The organism is Enterobacter cloacae complex sp. HYC074_NIDB, from assembly GCF_056673345.1.
Genome location: NZ_CP114214.1, coordinates 1031520 through 1054837 on the forward strand (window position 1 = coordinate 1031520; position 23318 = coordinate 1054837).

At 55.6% G+C, this 23318-nt stretch carries 24 protein-coding genes; 17 read left to right on the plus strand and 7 right to left on the minus strand.

Features of this window, described 5'->3' with window-relative positions:
- Positions 1-12 precede the first annotated feature (12 nt).
- Positions 13-639, plus strand: coding sequence for a helix-turn-helix domain-containing protein (locus O1724_RS04960; RefSeq protein ID WP_003859165.1), 627 nt, complete (start codon positions 13-15; stop codon positions 637-639).
- 2 nt (positions 640-641) lie between these two features.
- On the opposite strand, the gene ampH is transcribed toward O1724_RS04960, so the two are convergent.
- Positions 642-1802, minus strand: coding sequence for a D-alanyl-D-alanine-carboxypeptidase/endopeptidase AmpH (ampH, locus tag O1724_RS04965; RefSeq protein WP_126297079.1), 1161 nt, complete (start codon positions 1800-1802; stop codon positions 642-644).
- Positions 1803-2153: 351 nt separating this feature from the next.
- On the opposite strand from ampH, the gene sbmA reads away from it, so the two are divergent.
- Both sbmA and O1724_RS04975 read left to right on the plus strand, forming a co-directional pair.
- The gene (gene sbmA / locus O1724_RS04970) at positions 2154-3374 is read left to right on the plus strand and encodes a peptide antibiotic transporter SbmA (protein ID WP_003859162.1); all 1221 of its coding nucleotides are present in this window, start codon (positions 2154-2156) and stop codon (positions 3372-3374) included.
- A gap of 12 nt (positions 3375-3386) precedes the next feature.
- The gene (locus O1724_RS04975) at positions 3387-4484 is read left to right on the plus strand and encodes a DUF1615 domain-containing protein (protein WP_047654127.1); all 1098 of its coding nucleotides are present in this window, start codon (positions 3387-3389) and stop codon (positions 4482-4484) included.
- Here O1724_RS04975 and O1724_RS04980 read toward each other — a convergent pair whose 3' ends face one another.
- Positions 4485-4787 carry a DUF2755 family protein gene (locus tag O1724_RS04980; RefSeq protein WP_003859159.1) on the minus strand — a complete coding sequence of 101 codons (303 nt, stop codon included), beginning with the start codon at positions 4785-4787 and terminating at the stop codon, positions 4485-4487.
- Between the two features lie 248 nt (positions 4788-5035).
- Here O1724_RS04980 and O1724_RS04985 point away from each other — a divergent pair, with 248 nt between their 5' ends.
- Positions 5036-5257 (plus strand): DUF2754 domain-containing protein, encoded by a 222-nt coding sequence (locus tag O1724_RS04985; protein ID WP_045344168.1) that lies wholly within the window; start codon positions 5036-5038, stop codon positions 5255-5257.
- A 3-nt stretch (positions 5258-5260) separates the two neighbouring features.
- Here the strand turns inward: O1724_RS04985 and ddlA are convergent, their stop codons facing one another.
- On the minus strand, positions 5261-6358 hold the full coding sequence (gene ddlA, locus O1724_RS04990; protein ID WP_045344169.1) for a D-alanine--D-alanine ligase: 1098 nt from the start codon (positions 6356-6358) through the stop codon (positions 5261-5263).
- Positions 6359-6462: 104 nt separating this feature from the next.
- Here ddlA and O1724_RS04995 point away from each other — a divergent pair, with 104 nt between their 5' ends.
- From O1724_RS04995 to adrA, 5 genes are all read left to right on the plus strand, one after another.
- Complete coding sequence (locus O1724_RS04995; RefSeq protein ID WP_003859154.1) at positions 6463-7146, plus strand: extensin-like domain-containing protein; 684 nt, start codon at positions 6463-6465, stop codon at positions 7144-7146.
- Positions 7147-7315: 169 nt separating this feature from the next.
- Positions 7316-8530, plus strand: coding sequence for a multidrug efflux MFS transporter (locus tag O1724_RS05000; RefSeq protein WP_126297078.1), 1215 nt, complete (start codon positions 7316-7318; stop codon positions 8528-8530).
- Positions 8531-8738: 208 nt separating this feature from the next.
- Positions 8739-8999: an anti-adapter protein IraP gene (gene iraP / locus O1724_RS05005; protein WP_003859148.1), complete on the plus strand. Its 261-nt coding sequence runs from the start codon at positions 8739-8741 to the stop codon at positions 8997-8999.
- A 293-nt stretch (positions 9000-9292) separates the two neighbouring features.
- Positions 9293-9613: a phosphate starvation-inducible protein PsiF gene (gene psiF, locus O1724_RS05010; protein WP_022650447.1), complete on the plus strand. Its 321-nt coding sequence runs from the start codon at positions 9293-9295 to the stop codon at positions 9611-9613.
- 102 nt (positions 9614-9715) lie between these two features.
- Entirely contained in the window at positions 9716-10819 is a 1104-nt protein-coding gene (gene adrA, locus O1724_RS05015) for a diguanylate cyclase AdrA (RefSeq protein ID WP_023324219.1), read from the plus strand.
- Positions 10820-10835: 16 nt separating this feature from the next.
- Here adrA and proC read toward each other — a convergent pair whose 3' ends face one another.
- Positions 10836-11645, minus strand: coding sequence for a pyrroline-5-carboxylate reductase (proC, locus tag O1724_RS05020; protein WP_022650449.1), 810 nt, complete (start codon positions 11643-11645; stop codon positions 10836-10838).
- 97 nt (positions 11646-11742) lie between these two features.
- Between proC and O1724_RS05025 the strand changes: the two genes are divergently transcribed.
- The 5 genes from O1724_RS05025 (at position 11743) to ppnP (ending at position 14379) form a co-directional block, all read left to right on the plus strand.
- On the plus strand, positions 11743-12201 hold the full coding sequence (locus O1724_RS05025) for a YaiI/YqxD family protein (protein ID WP_003859141.1): 459 nt from the start codon (positions 11743-11745) through the stop codon (positions 12199-12201).
- A 144-nt stretch (positions 12202-12345) separates the two neighbouring features.
- Positions 12346-12870, plus strand: a complete 525-nt coding sequence (aroL, locus tag O1724_RS05030; protein WP_023315502.1) for a shikimate kinase AroL — start codon at positions 12346-12348, stop codon at positions 12868-12870.
- 44 nt (positions 12871-12914) lie between these two features.
- Positions 12915-13106, plus strand: coding sequence for a protein YaiA (yaiA, locus tag O1724_RS05035; RefSeq protein WP_003859135.1), 192 nt, complete (start codon positions 12915-12917; stop codon positions 13104-13106).
- A gap of 236 nt (positions 13107-13342) precedes the next feature.
- Complete coding sequence (locus tag O1724_RS05040) at positions 13343-14020, plus strand: AroM family protein (protein WP_003859133.1); 678 nt, start codon at positions 13343-13345, stop codon at positions 14018-14020.
- A gap of 71 nt (positions 14021-14091) precedes the next feature.
- On the plus strand, positions 14092-14379 hold the full coding sequence (ppnP, locus tag O1724_RS05045) for a pyrimidine/purine nucleoside phosphorylase (RefSeq protein ID WP_003859131.1): 288 nt from the start codon (positions 14092-14094) through the stop codon (positions 14377-14379).
- A 47-nt stretch (positions 14380-14426) separates the two neighbouring features.
- Here the strand turns inward: ppnP and rdgC are convergent, their stop codons facing one another.
- On the minus strand, positions 14427-15341 hold the full coding sequence (rdgC, locus tag O1724_RS05050) for a recombination-associated protein RdgC (RefSeq protein ID WP_003859129.1): 915 nt from the start codon (positions 15339-15341) through the stop codon (positions 14427-14429).
- A 123-nt stretch (positions 15342-15464) separates the two neighbouring features.
- Here rdgC and mak point away from each other — a divergent pair, with 123 nt between their 5' ends.
- Positions 15465-16370: a fructokinase gene (gene mak, locus O1724_RS05055; protein ID WP_104468595.1), complete on the plus strand. Its 906-nt coding sequence runs from the start codon at positions 15465-15467 to the stop codon at positions 16368-16370.
- Positions 16371-16467: 97 nt separating this feature from the next.
- Here mak and sbcC read toward each other — a convergent pair whose 3' ends face one another.
- Both sbcC and sbcD read right to left on the minus strand, forming a co-directional pair.
- The gene (gene sbcC, locus O1724_RS05060) at positions 16468-19599 is read right to left on the minus strand and encodes an exonuclease subunit SbcC (RefSeq protein ID WP_099543763.1); all 3132 of its coding nucleotides are present in this window, start codon (positions 19597-19599) and stop codon (positions 16468-16470) included.
- On the minus strand, positions 19596-20801 hold the full coding sequence (sbcD, locus tag O1724_RS05065; protein WP_045337295.1) for an exonuclease subunit SbcD: 1206 nt from the start codon (positions 20799-20801) through the stop codon (positions 19596-19598). The genes sbcC and sbcD overlap by 4 nt, the downstream gene beginning before the upstream one ends.
- A gap of 187 nt (positions 20802-20988) precedes the next feature.
- Between sbcD and phoB the strand changes: the two genes are divergently transcribed.
- Both phoB and phoR read left to right on the plus strand, forming a co-directional pair.
- Positions 20989-21678, plus strand: coding sequence for a phosphate response regulator transcription factor PhoB (gene phoB / locus O1724_RS05070; RefSeq protein ID WP_003859122.1), 690 nt, complete (start codon positions 20989-20991; stop codon positions 21676-21678).
- Between the two features lie 21 nt (positions 21679-21699).
- Positions 21700-22995, plus strand: coding sequence for a phosphate regulon sensor histidine kinase PhoR (gene phoR / locus O1724_RS05075; protein ID WP_023315505.1), 1296 nt, complete (start codon positions 21700-21702; stop codon positions 22993-22995).
- Positions 22996-23318 lie beyond the last annotated feature (323 nt).

The window sequence follows — 23318 nt, forward strand, 5'->3', positions numbered from 1 at the left end:
CTTGAGGTATGCATGAACGTTAATGCGAAACCACTTTCTGAATTAAGCCGGCTCATTAAGTGTCTGGAAATCGCCGGTACCCCATTTAAGACCGAACCACAACAATTAATAACTACCGGCAATAATGATGATGAACCATTGACCGTTGTCATACAATCCGGTCTGACTGCCGTCCACCGTAAATCAGACGAATTACTTATGGGTATTGCGCGGGCACCGTATATCCACGGTTTAAGCGCATGGATAAATGACAACTATCTTGAATATTCTCTGATTGCACAAACACCTTGTACCGGATTTTATTTGCCTGCCTCTACTGCATGCGAACTTATTCAAGAAGCGCATGTTTGGCAAGAAGCTTTCTGCTGGCTGTCATGGCTAAACCATTTACTGGGAAAACGTGATATACAGCTGATTGGAAATAATTCCTATAGCCAAATTCGGGCGATGCTGTTGAATATGGCCGAGTGGGATGATGCGCTACGTTCAAAAATTGGTGTTATGAATCATATTCAGCGTAGCACGCGTATTTCTCGTTCGGTCGTTGCGGAGGTTCTGGCGGCGCTGCGTCAGGGGAACTACATCAATATGAGCCGGGGCAAACTGGTCAGTATCAACCGTTTGCCCACGGACTATTGAGATCAGTTAGAGGCCGTAAGCACCTGCGCTTTATTGGCGCTCAGCTCGGCCACCAGATTATTTACGCCATCACTCATATTCACGAAGCGTGTATTTGGCGACCGGGTGACCACCACAAAAGCACCTACGTTTGATTGCGGAATCATCGCCATATAGGTGATGAATCCGCCACCTCCACCGGTTTTTTGAATAATCCCCGGTCGGCCATCTTTTGGCGCCATATACACCCAGCCCATGCCGAGGGCATCGGCTTTACCGGGTACATCCATGCCAATGACGCGACGTAACTGAGCACGCTGGTAGATGAGCGTCTGCATGCGGTCGGCCTGATTGCTGCGCGCGTAAAAATCCGATGAGAGGAACTGTTGCATCCAGCGCATCATGTCGCCAGGCGTAGAGTAAACTCCACCGCTGCCAATGGCGGCCAGCGTGTTATTGCACGGGCTGGCCCCTTTTTCCGCCATCATCAGACGCTTGCACTGGTCCGGGGAGGGGGTGTAAGTGGTATCTTTCATCCCGAGCGGACGCGTGATCTGCTCTTCAAACAGTTGAGGGTAGGGCTTACCCGAGGCCGTCGCTAAAGCGTCGGCCAGCAGATCAAACGCCAGGTTAGAATAGCCGGCCTGCGAGCCCGGGGCCGATTTCAGGGTTGCTGTGCTCAGGTAGTTCCAGCGTTGCTCACGGGTTGGCCAGACAAAGACAGGGCGATGCGCAGCGCCACCGGGCTGTTCTCGCGGCAGGGCGCTGGTATGGGTCGCCAGATTCACCAGTCTGATCGGCGTTCCCTGATATGTCGGAACGCGAGCGCCGGGCGGCGCATATTTGCTGAGCGGATCGTCGAGTTTCACCACGCCCTGATCGAGCAGTTTCACCAGCATTTCGCTGGTCATCAGCTTGGTTATCGACGCGACACGGATAACGGAATCCAGCTGCGGACGAACGTTATTTCCCGGACGTGTTTCACCGAAGCTGCGAAACACCCGCTGGTTACCGTCGATCACGACCAGCGCCATTCCCGTCGCACCGCTGCCGTAATAAATAAGGTTCGCGTAGCGATCGGCAATGTCAGAGGCCAGAACCGGGGCCGTCAGAGGCTGTGCTGCCTGGGCGGTGGACAGGCTCACCGCACACAGCGCGGCGATAGAGAGCAGACAACGTTTCAACGAAAAGCATCCATCAAGTGAATAAGGAAAGTTACGGGTAGTTATACTACTAATCGGCGTCGGGCAATGGCCCGATTTGCATAACGATAGCGAGAAAAACGTAACCGTGGGTAAATTTGAACAATTTACTTGCGGCGTGGCTCCCATTTTGTGACATCGACCGTATGATAGACGCTACGATCGCTGTTGCGAATGAAACGCACCGAAACAATTCCTGAAAACGGGGAAGCGAACTAATAATTCACCCGCAGGTCTCACTTTTTTGCCTGAGCCGGGAGGCTGGCACAGGCAAGGTTTCGTGTGGCGATATGTTGAACACAGCAACAGCCATAACAACAAGAAGGAAGCACAATGTTTAAGTCTTTTTTCCCAAAGCCGGGGCCCTTTTTCCTGTCGGCATTTATTTGGGCACTGCTGGCTGTCATTTTCTGGCAGGCCGGTGGCGGCGCGTGGCTGACCCGTCTTACGGGGGCAACGGGCGATATTCCCATTAGCGCAGCGCGCTTCTGGTCCATGAGCTATCTGCTTTTCTACGCTTATTACGTGCTCTGCGTAGGGCTTTTTGCCATGTTCTGGTTTGTCTATTCTCCTCACCGCTGGCAATACTGGTCGATTCTCGGCACGTCGTTAATCATCTTTGTCACCTGGTTCCTGGTTGAGGTGGGCGTAGCGGTCAACGCCTGGTATGCGCCGTTTTACGATCTGATCCAGACGGCGCTGAGTTCGCCGCATAAAGTGACCATTAACCAGTTCTACCATGAGGTGGGGATCTTCCTCGGCATCGCCCTCATCGCCGTGGTGATCGGCGTGATGAATAACTTTTTCGTCAGCCACTATGTGTTCCGCTGGCGTACCGCGATGAACGAACACTATATGGCGCACTGGCAGCACCTGCGACATATCGAAGGTGCCGCACAGCGTGTGCAGGAAGACACCATGCGTTTTGCCTCTACTCTGGAAGATATGGGCGTGAGCTTTATCAACGCCATCATGACGCTGATCGCCTTCCTGCCGGTGCTGGTGACGCTCTCGTCGCACGTTCCGGAGCTGCCGATTGTCGGCCATCTGCCCTACGGCCTGGTGATTGCCGCGATTGTCTGGTCGCTGATGGGAACGGGGCTGCTGGCGGTGGTAGGGATCAAGTTGCCGGGGCTGGAGTTTAAAAACCAGCGCGTGGAAGCGGCCTACCGTAAAGAGCTGGTGTATGGTGAAGACGATGCCAACCGTGCGTCACCGCCTACCGTGCGTGAGCTGTTTGGCGCCGTACGTCGTAACTACTTCCGCCTCTATTTCCATTACATGTATTTCAATATCGCGCGCATTCTTTATCTTCAGGTTGATAACGTTTTCGGGTTGTTCCTGCTGTTCCCGTCCATCGTTGCGGGTACGATTACGCTCGGTCTGATGACCCAAATCACCAACGTCTTTGGTCAGGTTCGCGGTTCGTTCCAGTATCTGATTAGCTCCTGGACTACGCTTGTGGAGCTGATGTCCATCTACAAACGTTTACGCAGTTTCGAGCGTGAGCTGGACGATAAGGACGTGCAGGAAGTCACCCATACATTAGGTTAAAAAGGAATTGCTATGCCATTTGCCGTACCACGTGCATTACCTCTGACGTTACTCGCCGCTTTCGTGCTGGCGGGCTGTGCCGAAAAAGGGGCTGCCCCGCTCAAAGAAGGGGAGAAGCCTGTGGATGTGGCGAGCGTGGTGCGGCAGAAGATGCCCGCCAGCGTGAAGGATCGCAGTGAGTGGGCTGATGCGCTGGCAACGACCTTCAAAAGCCAGAAGATCGCGCCTACCGAAGAGAATATCTGCTCGGTGCTCGCGGTGGCGCAGCAGGAATCGATGTATCAGTCAGATCCTGTTGTGCCTGGCCTGAACAAAATCGCCTGGAAAGAGATCGACCGCCGGGCCGAATCGATGCATATCCCGGTTTTCCTGGTACATACCGCCCTTAAAATCACCTCGCCAAACGGTAAAAGCTATAGCGAACGGCTGGATACGGTGAAAACCGAGAAGCAGCTTAGCGCCATTTTCGATGATTTCATCAATATGGTGCCGATGGGGCAGAAGCTGTTTGGATCGCTGAATCCGGTGCATACCGGCGGTCCGATGCAGGTGAGTATCACATTTGCGGAAAAGCATACCGACGGCTATCCGTGGGATATCGATGGTACGGTGCGTCAGGAGGTCTTCTCCCTGCGCGGTGGGCTGTGGTTTGGGACGTATCACCTGCTGAATTATCCGGCCAACTACGATAAACCGCTGTATCGCTTTGCCGACTTTAATGCGGGCTGGTATGCCAGCCGAAATGCAGCCTTCCAGAATGCGGTAAGCCGCGCCAGCGGTGTGAAGCTCGCTTTGGATGGCGATCTCATTGCATACGGCAGCAGTGAGGCTGGGACCACCGAACGTGCGGTGCGAAAACTCTCGACGAAGCTGGAAATGAGCAACAGCGACATTCGCCGACAGCTGGAGAAGGGCGACAGCCTGGCGTTTGAGAAAACGGATCTCTATAAGCAGGTCTTTGCGCTGGCCGAGAAGAAAAGTGGAAAGGCATTACCCAGAGCCATTCTGCCAGGGATTCAACTGGAAAGCCCGAAGATCACGCGTAACCTGACGACCGCCTGGTTCGCGAAACGCGTGGACGATCGTCGGGCACGCTGTATGAGACTGTAATCAGTGGCGATTGCGCCAGCGCAGGACGAGGGCAATCACGCCCAGAACCATGCTGCCCGCGAGGAAGGGAATGAGTCCAAATACGGTGCTCACGCCTAAACCGATTTCAACGCGTGGGCGGCCTGTATCCTGCACCTGCATCAGATGCTCATACACGCCAGGAGCATGCACCAGCATATTCAGCAGTTGGGTTCCTGCCCAGAAACAAAACAGAACAAACAGGGCATAGGCAATATTCCCCGCCGTGGAGGTTTTTGGTTGTTTTCCGCCAAAAATCGGTTTCGACAATGTAAAGTCTGCCATAAGACCTCCCGAAAATATCACTCTGTTTTAATACGCGTCGTACAGGGTGAGTGTGACAGGTCATAGCATTTGTCAATATCAGAATCGTGGGAAATTCGGTTCAGGATTTCTCCTGGATTGTCGAATTCTGCATCACGTCACAAATTGATAACATAAGTGAAACTGCGCTGCTTTTCAGAATTTACGTATCCGCCACAGACGCCTTTATCAAACTGTGAGAGGATAGTTTTTTTTCTGCCGGAGTTGTCATGAAGCTCACTTCCAAACTACGCCGTGACTGGCATTACTACGCCTTTGCGATCGGGCTGATCTTTATTCTCAACGGTGTTGTCGGGCTGCTGGGATTTGAAGCGAAAGGCTGGCAAACCTATGCGGTTGGGCTGGTGACCTGGATAATCAGTTTCTGGCTGGCGGGATTCATTATCCGCCGTCGCCCCGATGAGACGACGACGGCAGAGAAAACCGACTAACCGTTAGTTAACAGAGCTTTTCAGGGCGCTGTCAGCGGCGTGACGCTCCAGCGCCAGTTCAATCAGGCGGGTGATCAGTTCCGGATAGCTTATCCCGCTGGCATGCCACAGTTTCGGGTACATGCTGATATTGGTAAAGCCCGGCAGGGTGTTGATTTCGTTAATCACCACCTCGTTATCCGGCGTCAGAAACACGTCGACGCGCGCCATCCCACAGCATCCCAGCGCCTGATAGGCTTCAACGGCGATCGCGCGGATCTTGTCGTTAACGTCAGGATCGAGCGCGGCGGGGACCACAACCTGGGCACCTTTGTCGTCAATATATTTGGTGTCGTAGGAATAGAAGTCGCTGTTCAGCACTACTTCACCGCAGGTACTCGCCTGCGGGAAGTCGTTGCCCAGTACGGCGCACTCAATTTCGCGTCCGTTAATTCCCTGCTCAACCACCACCTTATGGTCAAACTCAAAGGCCAGACGAACGGCTTCGTTAAACTGCGCTTCGCTGGTGACTTTGCTGACGCCAACGGACGAGCCCTGATTTGCTGGTTTCACAAATAGCGGCAGGCCGAGTTGCGCCTGGATCTGCGCGAAGCTATGTTTATCGCGGTTGGCACGAGTAAGCGTCACGAACGGCGCAATATTCAGACCGGCGTCGCGCAGGAGACGTTTTGTGACGTCTTTATCCATGCAGGCGGCAGAGCCCAGCACATCGGAACCGACAAACGGCAGGTTCGCCATCCGCAGCATGCCTTGCAGGGAGCCATCTTCGCCCAGCGTGCCGTGAACGATAGGAAACACCACGTCAATCTGTGCCAGCGCCTGCGCGTTCCCGGCATCGATAAGCTGTCCCTGTACCACGCCTGGAACCGTTGCGACGCTGATATCAGAAGGATTAAGGGCGATGTGCGCCGGATCGTCAGCGTGTAACAGATACTGGCTGGCATCGTTAACATGCCACTGGCCCTGTTTATCTATGCCCAGCAGCACCACGTCAAAACGGCTTTTATCAATCGCATCAACGATATTTTTAGCCGATTGCAATGACACCTCGTGCTCTGCCGATTTTCCCCCAAAGACAATACCTACGCGCTGCTTTGCCATCTCACTCTCTTCCAGTCTGACGAAAAGCCAATAACATACCACGATGCCCGGCGGGTTTCGCGGCCTTCTGCCATAATGTTTTGAGGGATGCTGAAGGGGGGCGCGTGAAAGGAAAAGGTCTGTTTATTCTTATTGTTATTGCCGGGATCGTCACGGTGGGCTACCGCTGGTTGCCGTCGCAGTACAACCCTTTCGTGCCGCTTACGCTTGACGATCCGCCCGGAAAAATAACCCAGTTTAAACTTCGGCGTTTAACCCCCCAGGCGTGCGAAAGCCTGTTAACGCAGGCGAACCAACGTCGGCTTATCCGTACCCAGGCGGTCGCTGACAGCGCCGGGGAGTGTCCACTGAGTAACGTGGTGCGCGTACGTGATTTTGGCCCGGTCAGTCTGAACAGCAGCTTTCTTGCCAGTTGCCCGCTGGCGTTAAGTTCGGCGCTGTTTGTCAGCCAGCAGGCCCGGCCGCTCACCAAAACCTGGACGGGAAGCGAGCTTGCGCGTATTGAACATCTGGGCAGCTTTGCCTGCCGCAATATCTACAGCCGCCCGGATGCGCGGCGCAGCGAACATGCCACGGCGGATGCGCTGGATATCAGCGCTTTCAGGCTGGCAAACGGACAGCGTGTTACCGTTCTAAACGGCTGGAAAGCGGAAAAGACGCAGCCCTGGCTACAGGCGCTGCTCTCGGCAAGCTGTGGTTATTACGGTAACGGTCTGGGACCGGACTATAATGCCGCCCATGCCAACCATTTCCATCTGGGAATGCGCGGATATGGATTATGTCGATGAAGCATAATCTTCCGCCGAAATTTGGATAAATTGTGACTTATTTCACAAATATGATGACTGGGAAGATAAAACACCAAAGTCTGCAAGGCCGCATCTCTGGCGCTATGTCATTGCGCGTAACTTGCTAATCTGTCGGCGAATTCGCCTAAAAATGAAGACTATTTCTGTTATGGAATCCTGGAAAGTTAACCTCATTTCAGTCTGGTTCGGCTGCTTCTTCACCGGACTGGCTATCAGCCAGATATTGCCCTTCCTGCCGCTGTATGTGTCGCAGCTGGGGGTCACTTCCCATGAAGCGCTCTCCATGTGGTCCGGCCTGACGTTCAGCGTGACGTTTCTGGTCTCCGCCATTGTGTCGCCGATGTGGGGTAGCCTGGCAGATCGCAAGGGGCGCAAGTTGATGCTGCTCCGCGCCTCGCTGGGGATGGCGATAGCCATTTTGCTCCAGGCCTTCGCCACCAACGTCTGGCAGCTGTTTATTCTGCGGGCGATAATGGGGCTGACCTCCGGGTACATTCCGAATGCCATGGCGCTGGTGGCCTCACAGGTACCGCGTGAGCGAAGCGGCTGGGCGCTCAGCACGCTTTCCACCGCCCAGATCAGCGGGGTCATTGGCGGCCCGCTGCTCGGCGGCTTCCTGGCGGACCATGTCGGGCTGCGTGCGGTCTTTATCATTACTGCGATCCTGCTGACGATTAGCTTTCTGGTCACCCTTTTTCTGATTAAAGAGGGCGGGCGGCCTGTTGTCAGCAAATCCGAACGCCTGAGCGGAAAAGCGGTTTTCGCCTCGCTGCCTTATCCTGGCCTGATGATTAGCCTCTTTGTGACGACGATGGTGATCCAGCTCTGTAACGGCTCGGTGGGGCCGATTCTGGCGCTGTTTATCAAGTCGATGGCGCCGGACAGCAGCAACATTGCGTTTCTGAGCGGGATGATTGCCGCCGTGCCGGGCGTGTCGGCGCTGATGTCTGCTCCGCGCCTGGGGAAACTGGGCGACAGGATCGGTACGGCACGTATTCTGATGGCAACGCTCATCATTGCGGTGTTCCTTTTCTTTGCCATGTCATTCGTCACCACACCTCTTCAGTTGGGCATCCTGCGCTTCCTGCTTGGCTTCGCGGATGGCGCCATGCTGCCCGCTGTTCAGACGCTGCTGGTGAAATATTCCAGTGACCAGGTAACCGGCCGCATTTTTGGCTACAACCAGTCGTTCATGTATTTAGGCAACGTAGCGGGCCCGCTTATTGGCGCCTCGGTCTCGGCGATGGCGGGTTTCCGCTGGGTATTTGCCGCGACGGCGGTGGTGGTACTGCTGAATATTATTCAACTGGCCTTTGCCTTACGCCGTCGCAGGCGAATCGCTGAGGCAAAGTCGGCCCGGTAAACACGATAATATATTATTTATTCTTATGAACGCCGCATTTTTATATAACGAAATGCGGCGCCTTTCTTTTAGAAAAACGTTTCGCTTTCTCCACGAAATATCTTTTTTGGCAGCGATGTCACTTTTGCATAAGATAAAGCCAATCCATGCTTTTCATTATTCAGTGAGGGTGTTAATTTCAGGGGAAATCACATAAGGAAATAGCACCATGAAAAATCTCATTGCTGAGTTGTTGGTTAAGCTTGCCCAAAAGGAAGAAGAGTCGAAAGAGCTGGTTGCCCAGGTCGAGGCGCTGGAAATCGTTGTGACGGCGCTGCTGCGACAGATGGCAAAACCAGAGCAGGAGGCGTTGATCGACAACGTTGAAGGCGCGCTGGAAAAAGCTCGCCCTGATTCACAGGTTCCCGCAGAGGATGCGGAGCTGCTTCAGCAATACGTAAAAAAGCTTTTGAGGCATCCTCGCAGTTAACCGGCCAGAGGTGAAATGACATGTCACAGAATTGTCATGCAGGATGCCTGGCGTCGCTCTGTTTTTATTTTTACACATTTTTCAGGGTAAATTAAATTGAGACAGAGCACAGTTTTCACCGCATAATTTCTGCTATTAATTACCGCCTCCCTGCCGGCGAAACCGGATAATGATCATTGTGCCGCTACAGGGCTGAAATAACCGCGGAGCCCGGCGAAAATCAGGTGCGCAGGGTGGTTTTTTTTCCGTAACGAACCAGACTTAACGTGGAACTTCACATAAAGGATGGTGCAATGAAAACAACAATACTGATTACCCTGCTCTCTGGCCTGTGTCTGATGGCATCAGCACATGCGGAAGAGAAAACGTTGACGCCCCAGCAGCAACGCATGACGACCTGTAACCAACAGGCGACATCGCAAAGCCTGAAAGGGGATGCCCGTAAAACGTACATGAGCGACTGCCTAAAAAATGGTGCGACAAAACCCGGTGAAAAAAGCCTGACCCCGCAGCAGCAAAAAATGCGCGAGTGCAATGCCCAGGCGACACAGCAGATGCTGAAAGGCGACGATCGCAGCAAGTTCATGAGCGCGTGCCTGAAAAAACAGGCGTAGTGCTAACGGGTGAGTCACGGCTGTGGCTCACCCAAAATTTCATACTTTCCCCGCTATCCCCCTCTCTATAATTTGGGAAAATGTTTCAGAATATTCCCAAAGATGATGAATGATGAGTTTTATGACAGTCACGAGAACATTCGGGAAGCGTGGCACCAGCAGCTTTCTCAGGATGATTCATACCGTTCCGGTCTGCGATTTGCCCGGCGAATACGGCTGGCACGCATCGTTGGTCTGGCGGCGCTATTTGTTCCGCTTGCCAGCGTTCTGGTGAGCCAGTTTCTTTCCGGCGTTTGGTGGTTATTGCTGGTGGGCTGGGTCTTTGTCTGGCCCCATCTGGCCTGGCAGCTGGCTTTTCGTTCGGCTGAACCCCACAGAAGTGAAATTGTTAATCTGAAAATCGATGCCATTCTTGCCGGTGTCTGGATGGGGCTAACAGGGTTCAATGCGCTACCAACGGCGGCGCTGATCATGATGATCGGCATGAATATGATGGGATCGGGGGGATGTCGCTTATTTCTGACAGGACTGGCGCTGCTTGCCCTGTCTGCTCTGCTCACCGTGCAATCCACGGGTACTCCTGTGCTATTGACCTCTGAACCGCTGGCGTTGTGGCTGACGCTCCCCGTGCTGGTGGTCTACCCCATGCTGTTTGCATGGCTCAGCCACCGCACGGCGATCCGGCTGGCAGAGCATAAGCGTCGGCTTGAGCTGATGAGTACCCGCGACGGAATGACCGGCGTGTTCAATCGCCGTCACTGGGAAACGCTGCTGCGTTACGAATTTGAGGCCTGCCGTCGCAGCCATCGACAGGCGACGATACTGCTCATTGATATCGATCACTTCAAGACGATCAACGACACCTGGGGGCATGACGTGGGAGATGAAGCGATTGTTGCCATTACGCGCCAGCTTCAGCTGACTCTGCGCTCAGGCGATTATATTGGCCGCTTTGGTGGGGATGAGTTCGCGGTGATCATGTCCGGCACGCCTGCCGACAGCGCGATTGCAGCGATGTCGCGCGTCCATGAACGGCTGGTCAACATGCCGCTGCACGGAGCACCAACGGCGAGGTTGTGTATCAGCGTTGGGGTTGCCCCCTGGGGAGCGCAGTTCACCCACTATCGTGAATGGCTAAAGGCGGCGGACGTGGCCCTCTATAAAGCCAAAAATGCCGGACGGGGCCGCACCGAAGTGGCCGCCTGACGCCCGGCGTAGCGCATCAGGACTTACTGAGCTTCTCTGATTTTTCCATGCATTTTTCCATCGCCTCGATCACGGCGGAGCGGAATCCGCGATCTTCCAGCACGCGCACGGCTTCAATGGTTGTGCCCCCCGGCGAGCACACCATATCTTTCAATTCGCCCGGATGCTTACCCGTTTCCAGCACCATTTTGGCCGAGCCCATCACCGCCTGCGCTGCAAATTTGTAGGCCTGCGCGCGCGGCATTCCGCCCAATACGGCGGCATCGGCCATGGCTTCGATAAACATAAAGACATACGCCGGGGCAGAGCCGCTCACGCCGACCACCGGGTGGATCATCGGTTCGGCAATCACTTCCGCTTCGCCGAAGCAGCGGAAGATATTCAGTACATCTGCCACGTCTTCAGATGTGACCAGCGCGTTCGGGGTAACGGAGGTCATACCGGCATTCACCAGCGACGGGGTGTTTGGCATGGCGCGAACAATCTTACGGTCGTGACCCAGCGCGCGGGCGAGCTGATCGAGGGTCACGCCTGCGGCAATCGACACCACCAGGGTCTCTTTGTTAAGGCTGGAGGTGATCTCGCTCAGGACTTTAATCATGATATTCGGCTTAACGGCGCCAAAGACAATATCCGCCACCTGAGCCACTTCCTGCGCGCTTTCGGCAGCGTTGACACCATACTCATCACGCAGCGCCGCGACTTTATCCGGGGATGGGGTATAGACCCAAATCTGCCCCGGCAGCACCTGCCCGCTGGCAATCAGTCCGCCGAGGATAGCTTTGCCCATGTTTCCGCAGCCGATAAACCCGATTTTCTTATCCATCACGTCTCTCCGTTATTATGCGTTGTTATCTCTCATTGATAGCTTAACAACGAAATGCAGGCGACAATAGTCGCCAGAATCATAATGGGGAGAGACGATGGCGATTTGGGTTGATGCGGATGCGTGTCCGAATGTGATTAAAGAGATTTTATTTCGTGCTGCCGAGCGCGTGCAGATGCCGCTAACGCTGGTCGCGAACCAGAATATCCGCGTGCCGCCCTCCAGATACATCCGATCTCTGCGCGTTCCGGCCGGGTTTGACGTGGCGGATAACGAGATAGTACGCCTGTGTGACGCAGGAGATCTGGTGATCACGGCGGATATCCCGCTGGCTGCCGACGTGCTGGCGAAGGGGGCCGCGGCGCTTAACCCGCGCGGCGAGCGCTACTCTCCGGCAACGATCCGGGAAAAGCTCACCATGCGTGATTTTATGGATACGCTGCGTTCCAGCGGCGTGCAAACCGGTGGGCCGGACAGCCTGTCGCAGCGCGATCGCCAGCAGTTTGCCGCCGAGCTGGATAAATGGCTGCTGGAAGTGAAGCGCCGCCCGGCGTAGCCCACCTCCGGGCGGTTTTGTGGTACAGTGTGGCTTCCACAGGCTTGTCATTCCGTACCGCTTTGCAGTAAAGTTAGCGCAACATCTACTGCAATCATTTCTTTACAGCCTTCAGTTATCCGGCAGCAAGGGGAACACCTGGTTATGAACCCACCCATCTTTTTAGTTGGCCCTCGCGGCTGTGGGAAAACCACCGTTGGTCTGGAGCTGGCGCGTTTGTGCCAGAGTCAGTTTGTCGATACTGACCACTGGCTTCAGGAGAATGCGGGTAAGACTATCGCCGATATCGTTGAAGATGAGGGTTGGGAGAGCTTTCGTGCGCGTGAAACGGCCACGCTGGAAGCGGTGACCGCGCCGTCAACCGTGATTGCGACCGGTGGGGGCATTATCCTGGCGTCGTATAACCGCCAGTTTATGCGCGAAAAGGGTGTCGTGATCTACCTCTGTGCCCCGGTCTCTACGCTGGTGGGGCGGCTGGAGGCGTTTCCGGAAGAGGGGCAGCGCCCGGCGCTGACCGCGAAACCGCTGAGTGAAGAGGTCAGCGAGGTCCTCGCCGAACGCGATGCACTGTACCGCGAGGCGGCACACCACGTTGTGGATGCGTCGGCGTCACCCGAAAAAGTTGCGATTCAGATTATTACCGCCCTGCGTTTGGCTTGCGCCAGCTAACAGCCGTCTATACTCATAGCTCAGACATAAAAAAAGGATGAGCTATGCCAACCAGACCTCCCTATCCACGTGAAGCCCGCATCGTTACCGTTGAAAAAGGTAATGGTGATCAAACCGTAACCTGGTACCAGCTGCGTGCCGATCACCCTAAACCTGATTCGCTGATCAGCGAACATGAAACCGAACAGGAAGCGCTGGATGCGAAACGGCGCTATGAGGATCCTGAGAAGTCCTGACAGGAATCCGAATTCGTTACAACCGTGCCTGAATCACACTTTTAACTTATCGCTGATGTTAAGCAGCAGTTAATATTTAGTTATTACAGGTGGATTCGGAAAGGCCAGTCGATCTTTACACTACGGTGTTGAGATCCCCTGCTACGCTTGGTGCTGTTTTGTTGAATAAATGAACAGTGCAGCGTAGTGAGCCTGCACCTGTGTGGCAGTTGTGGTAGTAACGGAAGGCGATCAAAATGAAGGCGACGTTGGCGATCCTCACGATTGGTGTGGTGCCTGTAAGCGAAGTATTACCGCTCTTAACCGAGCATGTCTCTGAACAACAAATTACGCATCTCAGTCTGTTAGGGAAGCTCAGTCGGGAAGAGGTCATGGAAGACTACGCGGTCGGAGAGGGGGAAGATCCCCTGGCAACGTTACTCAGTGACGGTAAACTGGCGCATGTGTCGCGCCAGAAAATCGAGCGCGCGCTACAGGGCGTGATCGAAGTGCTCGACAATCAGGACTATGACGTCATTTTGCTGATGAGCACGGCACCCGTTAAAGGACTCAGCGCGCGTAATGCCATTCTGCTCGAACCGATGCGGATTATCCCCCCGCTGGTGGCCTCTATTGTTGATGGTCATCAGGTTGGGGTCATCGTTCCCGTTGAGGAACTGCTGGATAACCAGACGGTGAAGTGGGCTGCGCTGGAGCACACCCCGCTGTACGCGCTGGCTAACCCGTTCTGGGACAGCGAAGCGAAGCTGATTGCGGCTGGGCAGGAATTGATCGACAGAGGGGCGGATGTCCTGATGCTCGACTGCCTGGGCTTCCATCAGCGGCATCGTGATTTATTGCAAAAGGCGCTGGATGTTCCGGTGCTGCTCTCTAACGTCCTGATGGCGCGTCTGGCGTCAGAATTACTGGTGTAATGATTTTGCGTGACAGGTCATGAGCATGGCCCCTATAGTGGATTTTTCTCTATAAATATAAGGGCCAGTTCATGCTTCAAAGTAACGAATACTTTTCCGGTAAAGTGAAATCCATTGGTTTTACCAGCAGCAGCACTGGCCGCGCCAGTGTCGGCGTAATGGCGGAAGGGGAATACACCTTTGGCACCGCAGAAGCGGAAGAGATGACGGTGGTCAGCGGCGCGCTGAACGTCCTGCTGCCGGGTGAAACGGAGTGGAAAGTATATAGTGCCGGGCAGGTCTTCAACGTGCCGGGCCACAGCGAGTTCCATTTACAGGTTGCAGAGCCAACCTCTTATCTGTGCCGCTATCTGAAATAAAAGCATGCCGGGTGGCGCATTCGCTTACCCGGCCTACGTTTTGCCTGTCAGCGCTGCGCTTCGCCGCCGAGACCTTCCACCAGGTTCTGAATTAGCGCCGCCAGCTCGCCGGTCATCAGGATAAAGTCTGCGTCAAAGCGCTGAGCATAATCTTCGCGGTCGATATCTTCGTTCTGATCGCGCAGTTCATCGCAGAATTTCAGGCGCTTCACGGAGCCGTCATCACACATCACAAACTGAATGCGCTGCTGCCAGTCGAGAGCCAGTTTGGTCACCACTTTGCCCGCTTCAATGTGCACGGCGATTTCGTCGCTCACCAGTTCCTGTTTCTTCGCGCGGATCACGCCGCCATCTTCCAGCAACGCTTTCAGCTCTGCTTCATCAAGGATCTGGAAGCCCTGCGCGGCAGTCCCGCTGCGCACCCACTCGGTCAGGGTCAGCTCAATCGGCGTTTCCAGCGCCAGCGGTACCACCGGTAATGAGCCAAGGCTCTTACGCAGCAGCGCCAGCGTATCTTCGGCTTTTTTGGCGCTGGCGCAGTCCACCATAATCAGCCCGTTAACGGTGTCGATCCACATCATGGTCTGGCTAAAGCGGCTAAAGGCGCGCGGCAGCAGCGAGTGCAGCACTTCATCCTTCAGCGAATCTTTTTCGGTTTTTTTAAGCTTACGGCCCTGTTCAGCTTCCAGCTTGAAGATCTTCGCTTCGAGTGCCTGCTTAACCACGGGCGTCGGCAGGATCTTCTCTTCTTTGCGGGCGCAAACGATGATTTGCCCCGTGCTGCTGGCGTGGGTCAGCGCATCGCTTTGAGAACCCATTGGCGGAACCCAGCCGGTTTTTGCCATATCCTGGCTACCGCAAGGGGTAAAGGAGTAAGCGGCTAACTGTTTTTCCATCTCTTCTGCACGCAGCGAAACGTCGCGGCTGAGACGGTAAACCATCAAATTTTTGAACCACAGCATGATAATTTCCACGGCCTTGTCGTTAAATCAGCGGGCATGATAACGAATTGTCGCATCGCTTGCATTGCTAATCGGGAAGCAGGCTTCTACTCTGTTGATAATCAAAATAATGAGGAGTGTCTTGTGCGTATTGGGATTGATTTGGGCGGCACCAAAACAGAAGTCATTGCGTTGAGCGAGCAGGGGGAGCAACTGTTTCGCCACCGTCTGCCTACACCGCGCGATGATTATCACCAGACCATAGAGACGATTGCCCGCCTGGTCGATATGGCAGAGCAGGCAACGGGCGAGACGGGCACAGTCGGGATGGGGATCCCTGGCTCCATTTCGCCGTATACCGGCGTGGTGAAAAACGCCAACTCCACCTGGCTCAACGGTCAGCCGTTTGATAAAGACTTAAGCCAACGCCTGAACCGGGAAGTGCGTCTGGCGAATGACGCAAACTGCCTGGCGGTGTCTGAGGCCGTGGATGGCGCAGCGGCTGGCGCGCAGACCGTATTTGCCGTAATTATCGGCACCGGCTGCGGGGCGGGCGTGGCCTTCGGAGGGCGCTCGCATATTGGCGGCAACGGCACCGCGGGCGAGTGGGGGCACAACCCGCTGCCGTGGATGGATGAAGATGAACTCAAATACCGCGCCGAAGTGCCGTGCTACTGTGGCAAGCAGGGCTGTATAGAGACCTTTATCTCCGGTACGGGGTTTGCCACCGATTATCATCGTCTGAGCGGCCAGCCGCTGAAAGGTAACGAGATTATGCGTCTGGTTGATGAGCAGGATCCGGTGGCTGAACTGGCGCTCAGCCGCTACGAAATGCGGCTGGCTAAGTCACTGGCGCATGTGATCAATATCCTCGATCCGGACGTGATTGTGCTGGGCGGCGGCATGAGCAACGTCGACCGACTTTACGCCACGGTGCCAACGCTGGTGAAACAGTGGGTATTTGGCGGCGAGTGCGAAACGCCGATCCGCAAAGCCGTCCACGGTGACTCCAGCGGCGTGCGAGGCGCGGCGTGGCTGTGGCCGGAATAAACGCAAAACGGCAACTTGCGTTGCCGTTTTTGATGTTTGTACCCTCTCCCACAGGGAGAGGGCCAGGGTGAGGGCATCAGACCGCACCGTCCCCCATTCAATTCACCGCAAACTCCCTGTCCAGCCTGCTATACCCCAGCCCGTTGATCTTCTTCACCTTGATCTGCACCGGAATACGCTCTTTCATCGCCTCAACGTGGCTGATCACGCCGATGGTTTTCCCGGTGGCGTTCAGTGCGTCGAGCGCATCCAGCGCGGTGTCCAGCGTTTCACTGTCGAGCGTGCCGAACCCTTCATCCAGGAACAGCGAATCAATGCGCGTTTTGTGACTGACCAGATCGGAAAGCGCTAAAGCCAGCGCCAGACTGACCAGGAAACTCTCCCCGCCGGAAAGGGTACGGGTATCGCGTATCGCATCGGCCTGCCAGGTATCGACCACTTCCAGCTCCAGCGCGTCGCTGGCTTTACGCTGAAGCAGATAGCGGCCATGCAGACGGTTGAGCTGCTGGTTGGCAAGCCACACCAGATTATCCAGCGTTAGCCCCTGGGCGAATTTACGGAATTTATCGCCGGTGCTGGAGCCTATCAGCGCATTGAGATAGCCCCAGTCGTCGGCCTGACGCGCCGCCTCCTCAATCTGCTGCATAAGCGCCTGCTGGTGCAGACGGTTATCGGCGTCCTGTTTGAGCTGCTGGCGGATCTCCCCCTGATGCGTGGTGTTGTCCCGAAGCTGTTGCGCCAGCTGATGTAACTGCGCCTGAAGCGTTGCGGCATCGGTTTCCAGCCCCTCGGGGCGCTGTGCCTGATGCGCCTGAAGCTGCTGGCTTGCCTGCACCGAAAGCGCCGTGGTCTGCTGGAGCTGGTTTTCCAGCGTCTGCTTTTGCTGTTCAAGCTGGCGGATCGACGCTTCATCCAGCAGGGCGGAGAGAAATGCCTCCCGATCGGCAAAGCAGCTCGCGGTCAGCGCGGCGTTGAACTGAGCCTGTGATTGCTGGAGCCGTTCACGCTCAAGCGTCTCCTGCTGCTGGAGGGTGGTGAGCTGGCTTTGCAGCGACACGCATTCGTCGTGGATGCCGCGCCACTTCTCAGGTATAACCGCGTCGGCTTCTGTATCATCGGTAACCGGCAGCGTCTCCAGGATTGGCATCAGGGCGTTAATACGTTCCTGAATCGTACCGTGCTGGGCCTGTTTTTCCTGCCACAGGGTATATTCGCTTTCGCGCGCGCTCAGCCAGGCGCTTTCGGCCCCTTCATCGGGCACGCTAAGCGACAGCGACTCTAGCGAGGCCGCCAGCGCCTGACGCGTCGCCGTCAGCTGCTGCTGGTACTGGCGCGCCTGACCTTCCTGTTCAATGAGCTGGTTTTGCAGCGTCAGACGCTGGCTGAGCTGATACAGCTGGCGTTCATACTGCTCCTGTGCGCTCATCCAGAGTGCTATATCATCCTGAATATTCAGCGCTATGTTCAGGGAGGTGCAGACCTCCAGCCACTCTTTAGTGAGTGCTTGCTCTTCCTCAGAGAGAGCCTGTGCTTCCTCAGTCTCGCGCTGGATCTGTTGGGTCAGCGCATTCACCTGCCCGAGTACCAGCAATCCTTCCTCTTTTAGCGCGGCAACCTCTTTCTCCAGCGCGTCGCGGCGGCGCTGATTGTCAGTCAGTTCAAGCGCCTGATACTGCACAACTGCCGGGTGTTCGCGTGAACCGCAGAGCGGGCAAGGCTTACCCGCTTCCAGCTGAGCACGATAATTCTCAAGATCCTTGATTGTCGCCTCACGCTCACAGAGCGCTTTCAGGTCGGCATAGTGCTGATTTTTTTCTTTGAACTGCTGACGCCGCAGGATCAGCGTTTCATTGAGCTTACCCTGCTCAGCCTGCGCTTTCTGCACGCTTTCCGCATTCTGGCGCAGTCGTTTTTGCAGCGGCTGATAGCGAGCGTGAAGCGCAGTCAGACGCTGGCGGAGCGCCCGCGATTGTGCCTGTTGCTCCATTGCCGTCGCGAGATCCTCAGCCGTCAGCGTCAGCGTACTCTCCGGCAGCTCAGCCAGCTTCTGACGAAGCTCAGCCATGCGCGCTGCCTGGGCAACAAGCTGATTTTTATCGCGATTCAGCTGCGTAAAATGCGCCCGCCAGCCGGCAATTTCCTGTCCCCACTGACGGAAACGATCGTGTTCGGTTAGCCACTGCGTCAGCGCCGTGTGCTCTGTCTGCAACTGTTCACGGTTGCGCTGCGCACCGTTGCGGATACGCGCGCGCTGTGCCGCTCTGTCGAGTAAGCGAGTATTTACTTCGACAATTCGCTCTGCGGTTTGCGACAGGCGGGCGGTCTGCTCCTGCTGGTGCTCCCATAGCGGACGTAGCTGGGCGGCGGGTTGCGCCAGCTGGAGCTTCGCCAGTTGCGGCGCGGCGTCCGTCAGAGCCTGTTGCGCCTGCTGCTGCGAAGCGGCTGCGCGCTGCTGCTCACGTATCAGCTCGTCGTTACGCGTAAGCCACTGAAAATCTTTCTGTTGGCTCTGCTGCTGTGCCAGCAGGATTTTCTCTTCGTCAGTGAGCGCCTGCAAACTTTGCTGCAAGTGATGCTGCTGTTCCTCGCTCAACAGCACAACCCCTGCGGCCTGCGCTTCGCACATCTCCAGCGCGTTACGTGCCGCTTTGTGTTTTTCAAAAACCATGGCGGAAATCTGGCCGTAAATTTCCGTGCCGGTCAGTTCCTCCAGCAGCTCAGCGCGATCGCTCGGTTTAGCATTCAGGAAGGCGGCAAACTGCCCCTGCGAGAGCAACATCGAGCGGGTAAAGCGACCATAGTCCAGCCCGGTGAGTGCGGCGGTTTGTTCCAGCTTATCCGTGACTTTGTCGGCCAGAATTTTGCCGTCTTCGCAGCGGGCCAGCTCTACGCGCGGTGCCTGTAAGTTCCCGTCCGGCTGGTTGCGGGCGCGGTTCTGGCTCCAGAAAGCGCGATAAGCAACGCCTTTGACCTCAAATTCCACTTCCGCCAGGCATTCGGCGGTATCGCGCGTCATCAGGTCGTTTTGCGCCTGAGAGACCTTATTAAGACGCGGCGTTTCGTGGTACAGCGCCAGGCAGATGGCATCCAGCAGCGTGGTTTTACCCGCGCCGGTTGCGCCGGTGATGGCAAACAGCCCGTTGCTGGCGAACGGCTCCGCGGTGAAATCAATTTTCCACTCACCCTTTAGCGAATTCAGATTTTTCAGACGCAGGCTCAGAATTTTCATGCGTTTTCGTCCTCGTCATGGAGGGAGTGCAGGGTCTGGGCAAACAGCTCGTTAAGCCTGGTGCGTCTGGCCTCGTCCACCTCTACATGCGCAAGCCGCCGCGCGAACACCTCTTCAACCCGAAGTTCGCTAAGCGTTTCACGCTGGGCGTTGAGCAGTATTTTCTCGCGCTGCTCGCGGCTGCGGCGTACCAGTAGTACTTCCACGGGAAGGTCTTCCGTCAGCGTCTGAATTTTACGCTGCATATCGTACAGGTAGTCGTCGGTGGTGATTTCGATATCGAGCCAGACGGGGGGATTAAGCGCTGCGCCGCGCCACTGCTCAAGCTGAGCGGTAATGGCGGCCAGATCGCCTTTCAGCACCGCCAGCAGCTGGGTGACCGGCACCTCAAGCGTCTCAACGGCGCTGAGTTTGCCCCCGGTGAAGCTCACCAGATGGACGGATTTGGCTTTGCCCGTTTCGTCAAAACTGAGCGAAATGGGCGAGCCGCAGTAGCGGATATGCTCGCAGCCGCCGATGATCTGCGCCCGGTGAATATGCCCGAGGGCAATGTAGTCGGCGGGGGGGAAGTTTTGCGCCGGAAACGCGTCCAGCGTACCGATATAGATCTCGCGCACCGCATCACTCTTACTGGCTCCGACGGTGGTGAGGTGTCCGGTGGCAATGATCGGAATGGCCTGATCGCCGCGCAGGGCGCAGGCTTCCGTATGCTGCTGGTGATAATAGCGGGTGATGGCCTGCAACAGATGCTGCTGTTTTTCGCTGCCGGACAGACCCGCCTGGCTTTGCACGATATCTCGCGGACGTAAAAACGGGATTGGGCACAGCACCGCGCCCGGCGTGCCGTCGCGTTTTTTCAGGATCTGCGGCGCGTGCCCGACGCTGGCCACCACGGTGGTATTGAGGAACGCCAGAATATCGCGGGATTCATTCAGCGTCGCCACCGAGTCATGATTTCCGGCGACAATCACCAGGTGACAACCGGTTTGCTGGAGGTTGACCACAAAACGGTTGTATAGCTCACGCGCATAGCTCGGCGGCGATCCGGTATCAAAAATGTCGCCCGCCACAATAATCGCGTCCACCTCGTGAGCCTGAGCCGTCTCCAGCAGCCAGTTCAGGAACGCTTCATGTTCCGCGGCGCGGCTTTTGCTGTAAAAATTTTGACCCAGGTGCCAGTCTGAGGTGTGAAGTATGCGCATAAAAGATCCGTGGCAATAATAAGAAAGCAGGATTATAAACGTTTGGGGAACGGAAAATAACCGCTGTAATAAAACAACAGTTTGCCATTTATAGTGGTAATGTTTTTCATAAATCTGTCATAAATCTGACGCATAATGACGCCGCATTACAGACTTGTAACTTAAATACGATAAGACAGGGCAAAGTATGGCGAGACGTATTCTGGTCGTAGAAGATGAAGCTCCGATCCGTGAAATGGTGTGCTTCGTGCTTGAACAAAATGGCTTCCAGCCGGTTGAAGCGGAAGATTATGACAGCGCGGTGAACCAGCTGAATGAACCCTGGCCCGATCTGATCCTGCTGGACTGGATGCTGCCTGGCGGTTCCGGATTGCAGTTTATCAAGCATATCAAACGCGAGGCGATGACCCGTGATATCCCGGTGGTGATGCTGACGGCGCGCGGCGAGGAAGAGGATCGCGTGCGCGGTCTGGAAACCGGCGCGGACGATTACATCACCAAACCGTTCTCCCCGAAAGAGCTGGTGGCGCGTATCAAAGCCGTGATGCGCCGTATTTCACCGATGGCGGTGGAAGAGGTGATTGAGATGCAGGGGCTGAGCCTGGATCCTACCTCGCACCGGGTCATGACCGGTGAAAATCCCCTCGATATGGGCCCCACCGAATTTAAACTCCTGCACTTCTTTATGACACACCCGGAGCGCGTTTACAGCCGCGAACAGTTGCTGAATAACGTCTGGGGAACTAACGTCTATGTCGAAGACCGAACGGTTGACGTCCATATTCGCCGCCTGCGTAAAGCACTGGAACTGAGCGGCCACGATCGCATGGTACAGACGGTCCGCGGCACGGGTTATCGCTTCTCGACCCGTTTCTGAACAATGACAGGAGTGTGACGCGTGCTGGAACGTCTGTCATGGAAAAGGCTCGTCTTTGAACTGATCTTATGCTGTATTCCGGCCCTCATTCTGGGGGCTATCTTTGGCTATCTGCCGTGGTTTTTACTGGTGGCCGTGACGGGATTGCTCGTCTGGCATTTCTGGAATTTACTGCGTCTTTCCTGGTGGCTGTGGGTCGACAGAAGTATGACACCTCCGCCGGGAAGCGGGAGCTGGGAACCGCTTCTCTACGGCCTGCACCAGATGCAGATGCGTAATAAAAAGCGCCGTCGTGAGCTGGGAAGCCTGATCAAACGCTTTCGTAGCGGTGCGGAGTCGCTGCCGGACGCGGTGATCCTGACGACGGAAGAAGGGACCATCTTCTGGTGTAATGGCCTCGCGCAACAGCTGTTGGGCCTGCGCTGGCCGGATGATAACGGTCAGAACATCCTCAACCTTCTGCGCTATCCCGAGTTCACGCTGTATCTGAAAAAGCGGGATTTTTCGCGCCCGCACAATCTGAAGCTCAATAACGGTCGCCATCTGGAGATCCGCGTGATGCCCTACAGCGATCGGCAGTGGCTGATGGTGGCGAGGGACGTTACCCAGATGCACCAGCTTGAGGGCGCGAGACGTAACTTCTTTGCCAACGTCAGCCACGAGCTGCGTACGCCGTTGACGGTGCTTCAGGGCTACCTGGAGATGATGCAGGAGCAAACGCTTGAGGGGGCGCCGCGTGAGAAAGCGCTGCATACCATGAGGGAGCAGACGTTCCGCATGGAAGGGCTGGTCAAACAGCTGCTGACGCTTTCAAAAATTGAGGCTGCCCCGTCGCTGGCGCTAAATGACATCATTGATGTGCCGATGATGTTGCGGGTGGTGGAGCGCGAAGCCCAAACGCTGAGTCATAATCAGCACACCCTGAGTTTTGACGTTGATAACACGCTGAAAGTGCTCGGCAGTGAAGATGAGCTGCGAAGCGCTATCTCAAACCTGGTCTATAACGCCGTGAATCACACCCCGAAAGGGACGCATATCGCGGTGCGCTGGCAGCATACCCCGGCGGGCGCTGAGTTTAGCGTCGAGGACAACGGGCCGGGGATTGGGCCTGAACACCTCCCGCGTCTCACTGAACGGTTCTACCGGGTGGATAAGGCGCGCTCGCGGCAGACCGGCGGAAGCGGACTGGGGCTGGCAATTGTGAAGCATGCCGTCAGCCACCACGAAAGCCGGCTCAATATCGAAAGCACCCTCGGTAAGGGCACGCGCTTTAGCTTCGTGATTCCGGAACGATTAATTGCCAAAAAAAGCGCCTGACAGCGTGTGTGTCAGGCTACCTTTCCACGGGCCAGCGATTGCTGGCCCGTTTGCTTTGCAGTCAAGCGAAACGCGGATGAATATTATACGGCTGGTGCTTTTTTGTTCGCATGATTAGCCATGAGTTTTTCTTATACATGGCATATTATGTTGGTCTGGATTTTCATGCTGGCATATTGTTCTGGTTTTACGATCCCTTCTTGCCTTTAAACGTTATAAGCGTTTAAATTGCCCCCCATATACTGTCAGACCGACTGTATTTGCGTGGTAAATCGAAAAACTATTCTTCGCCACGCCAGGACGGGAGCATATCCCGCTGAAAT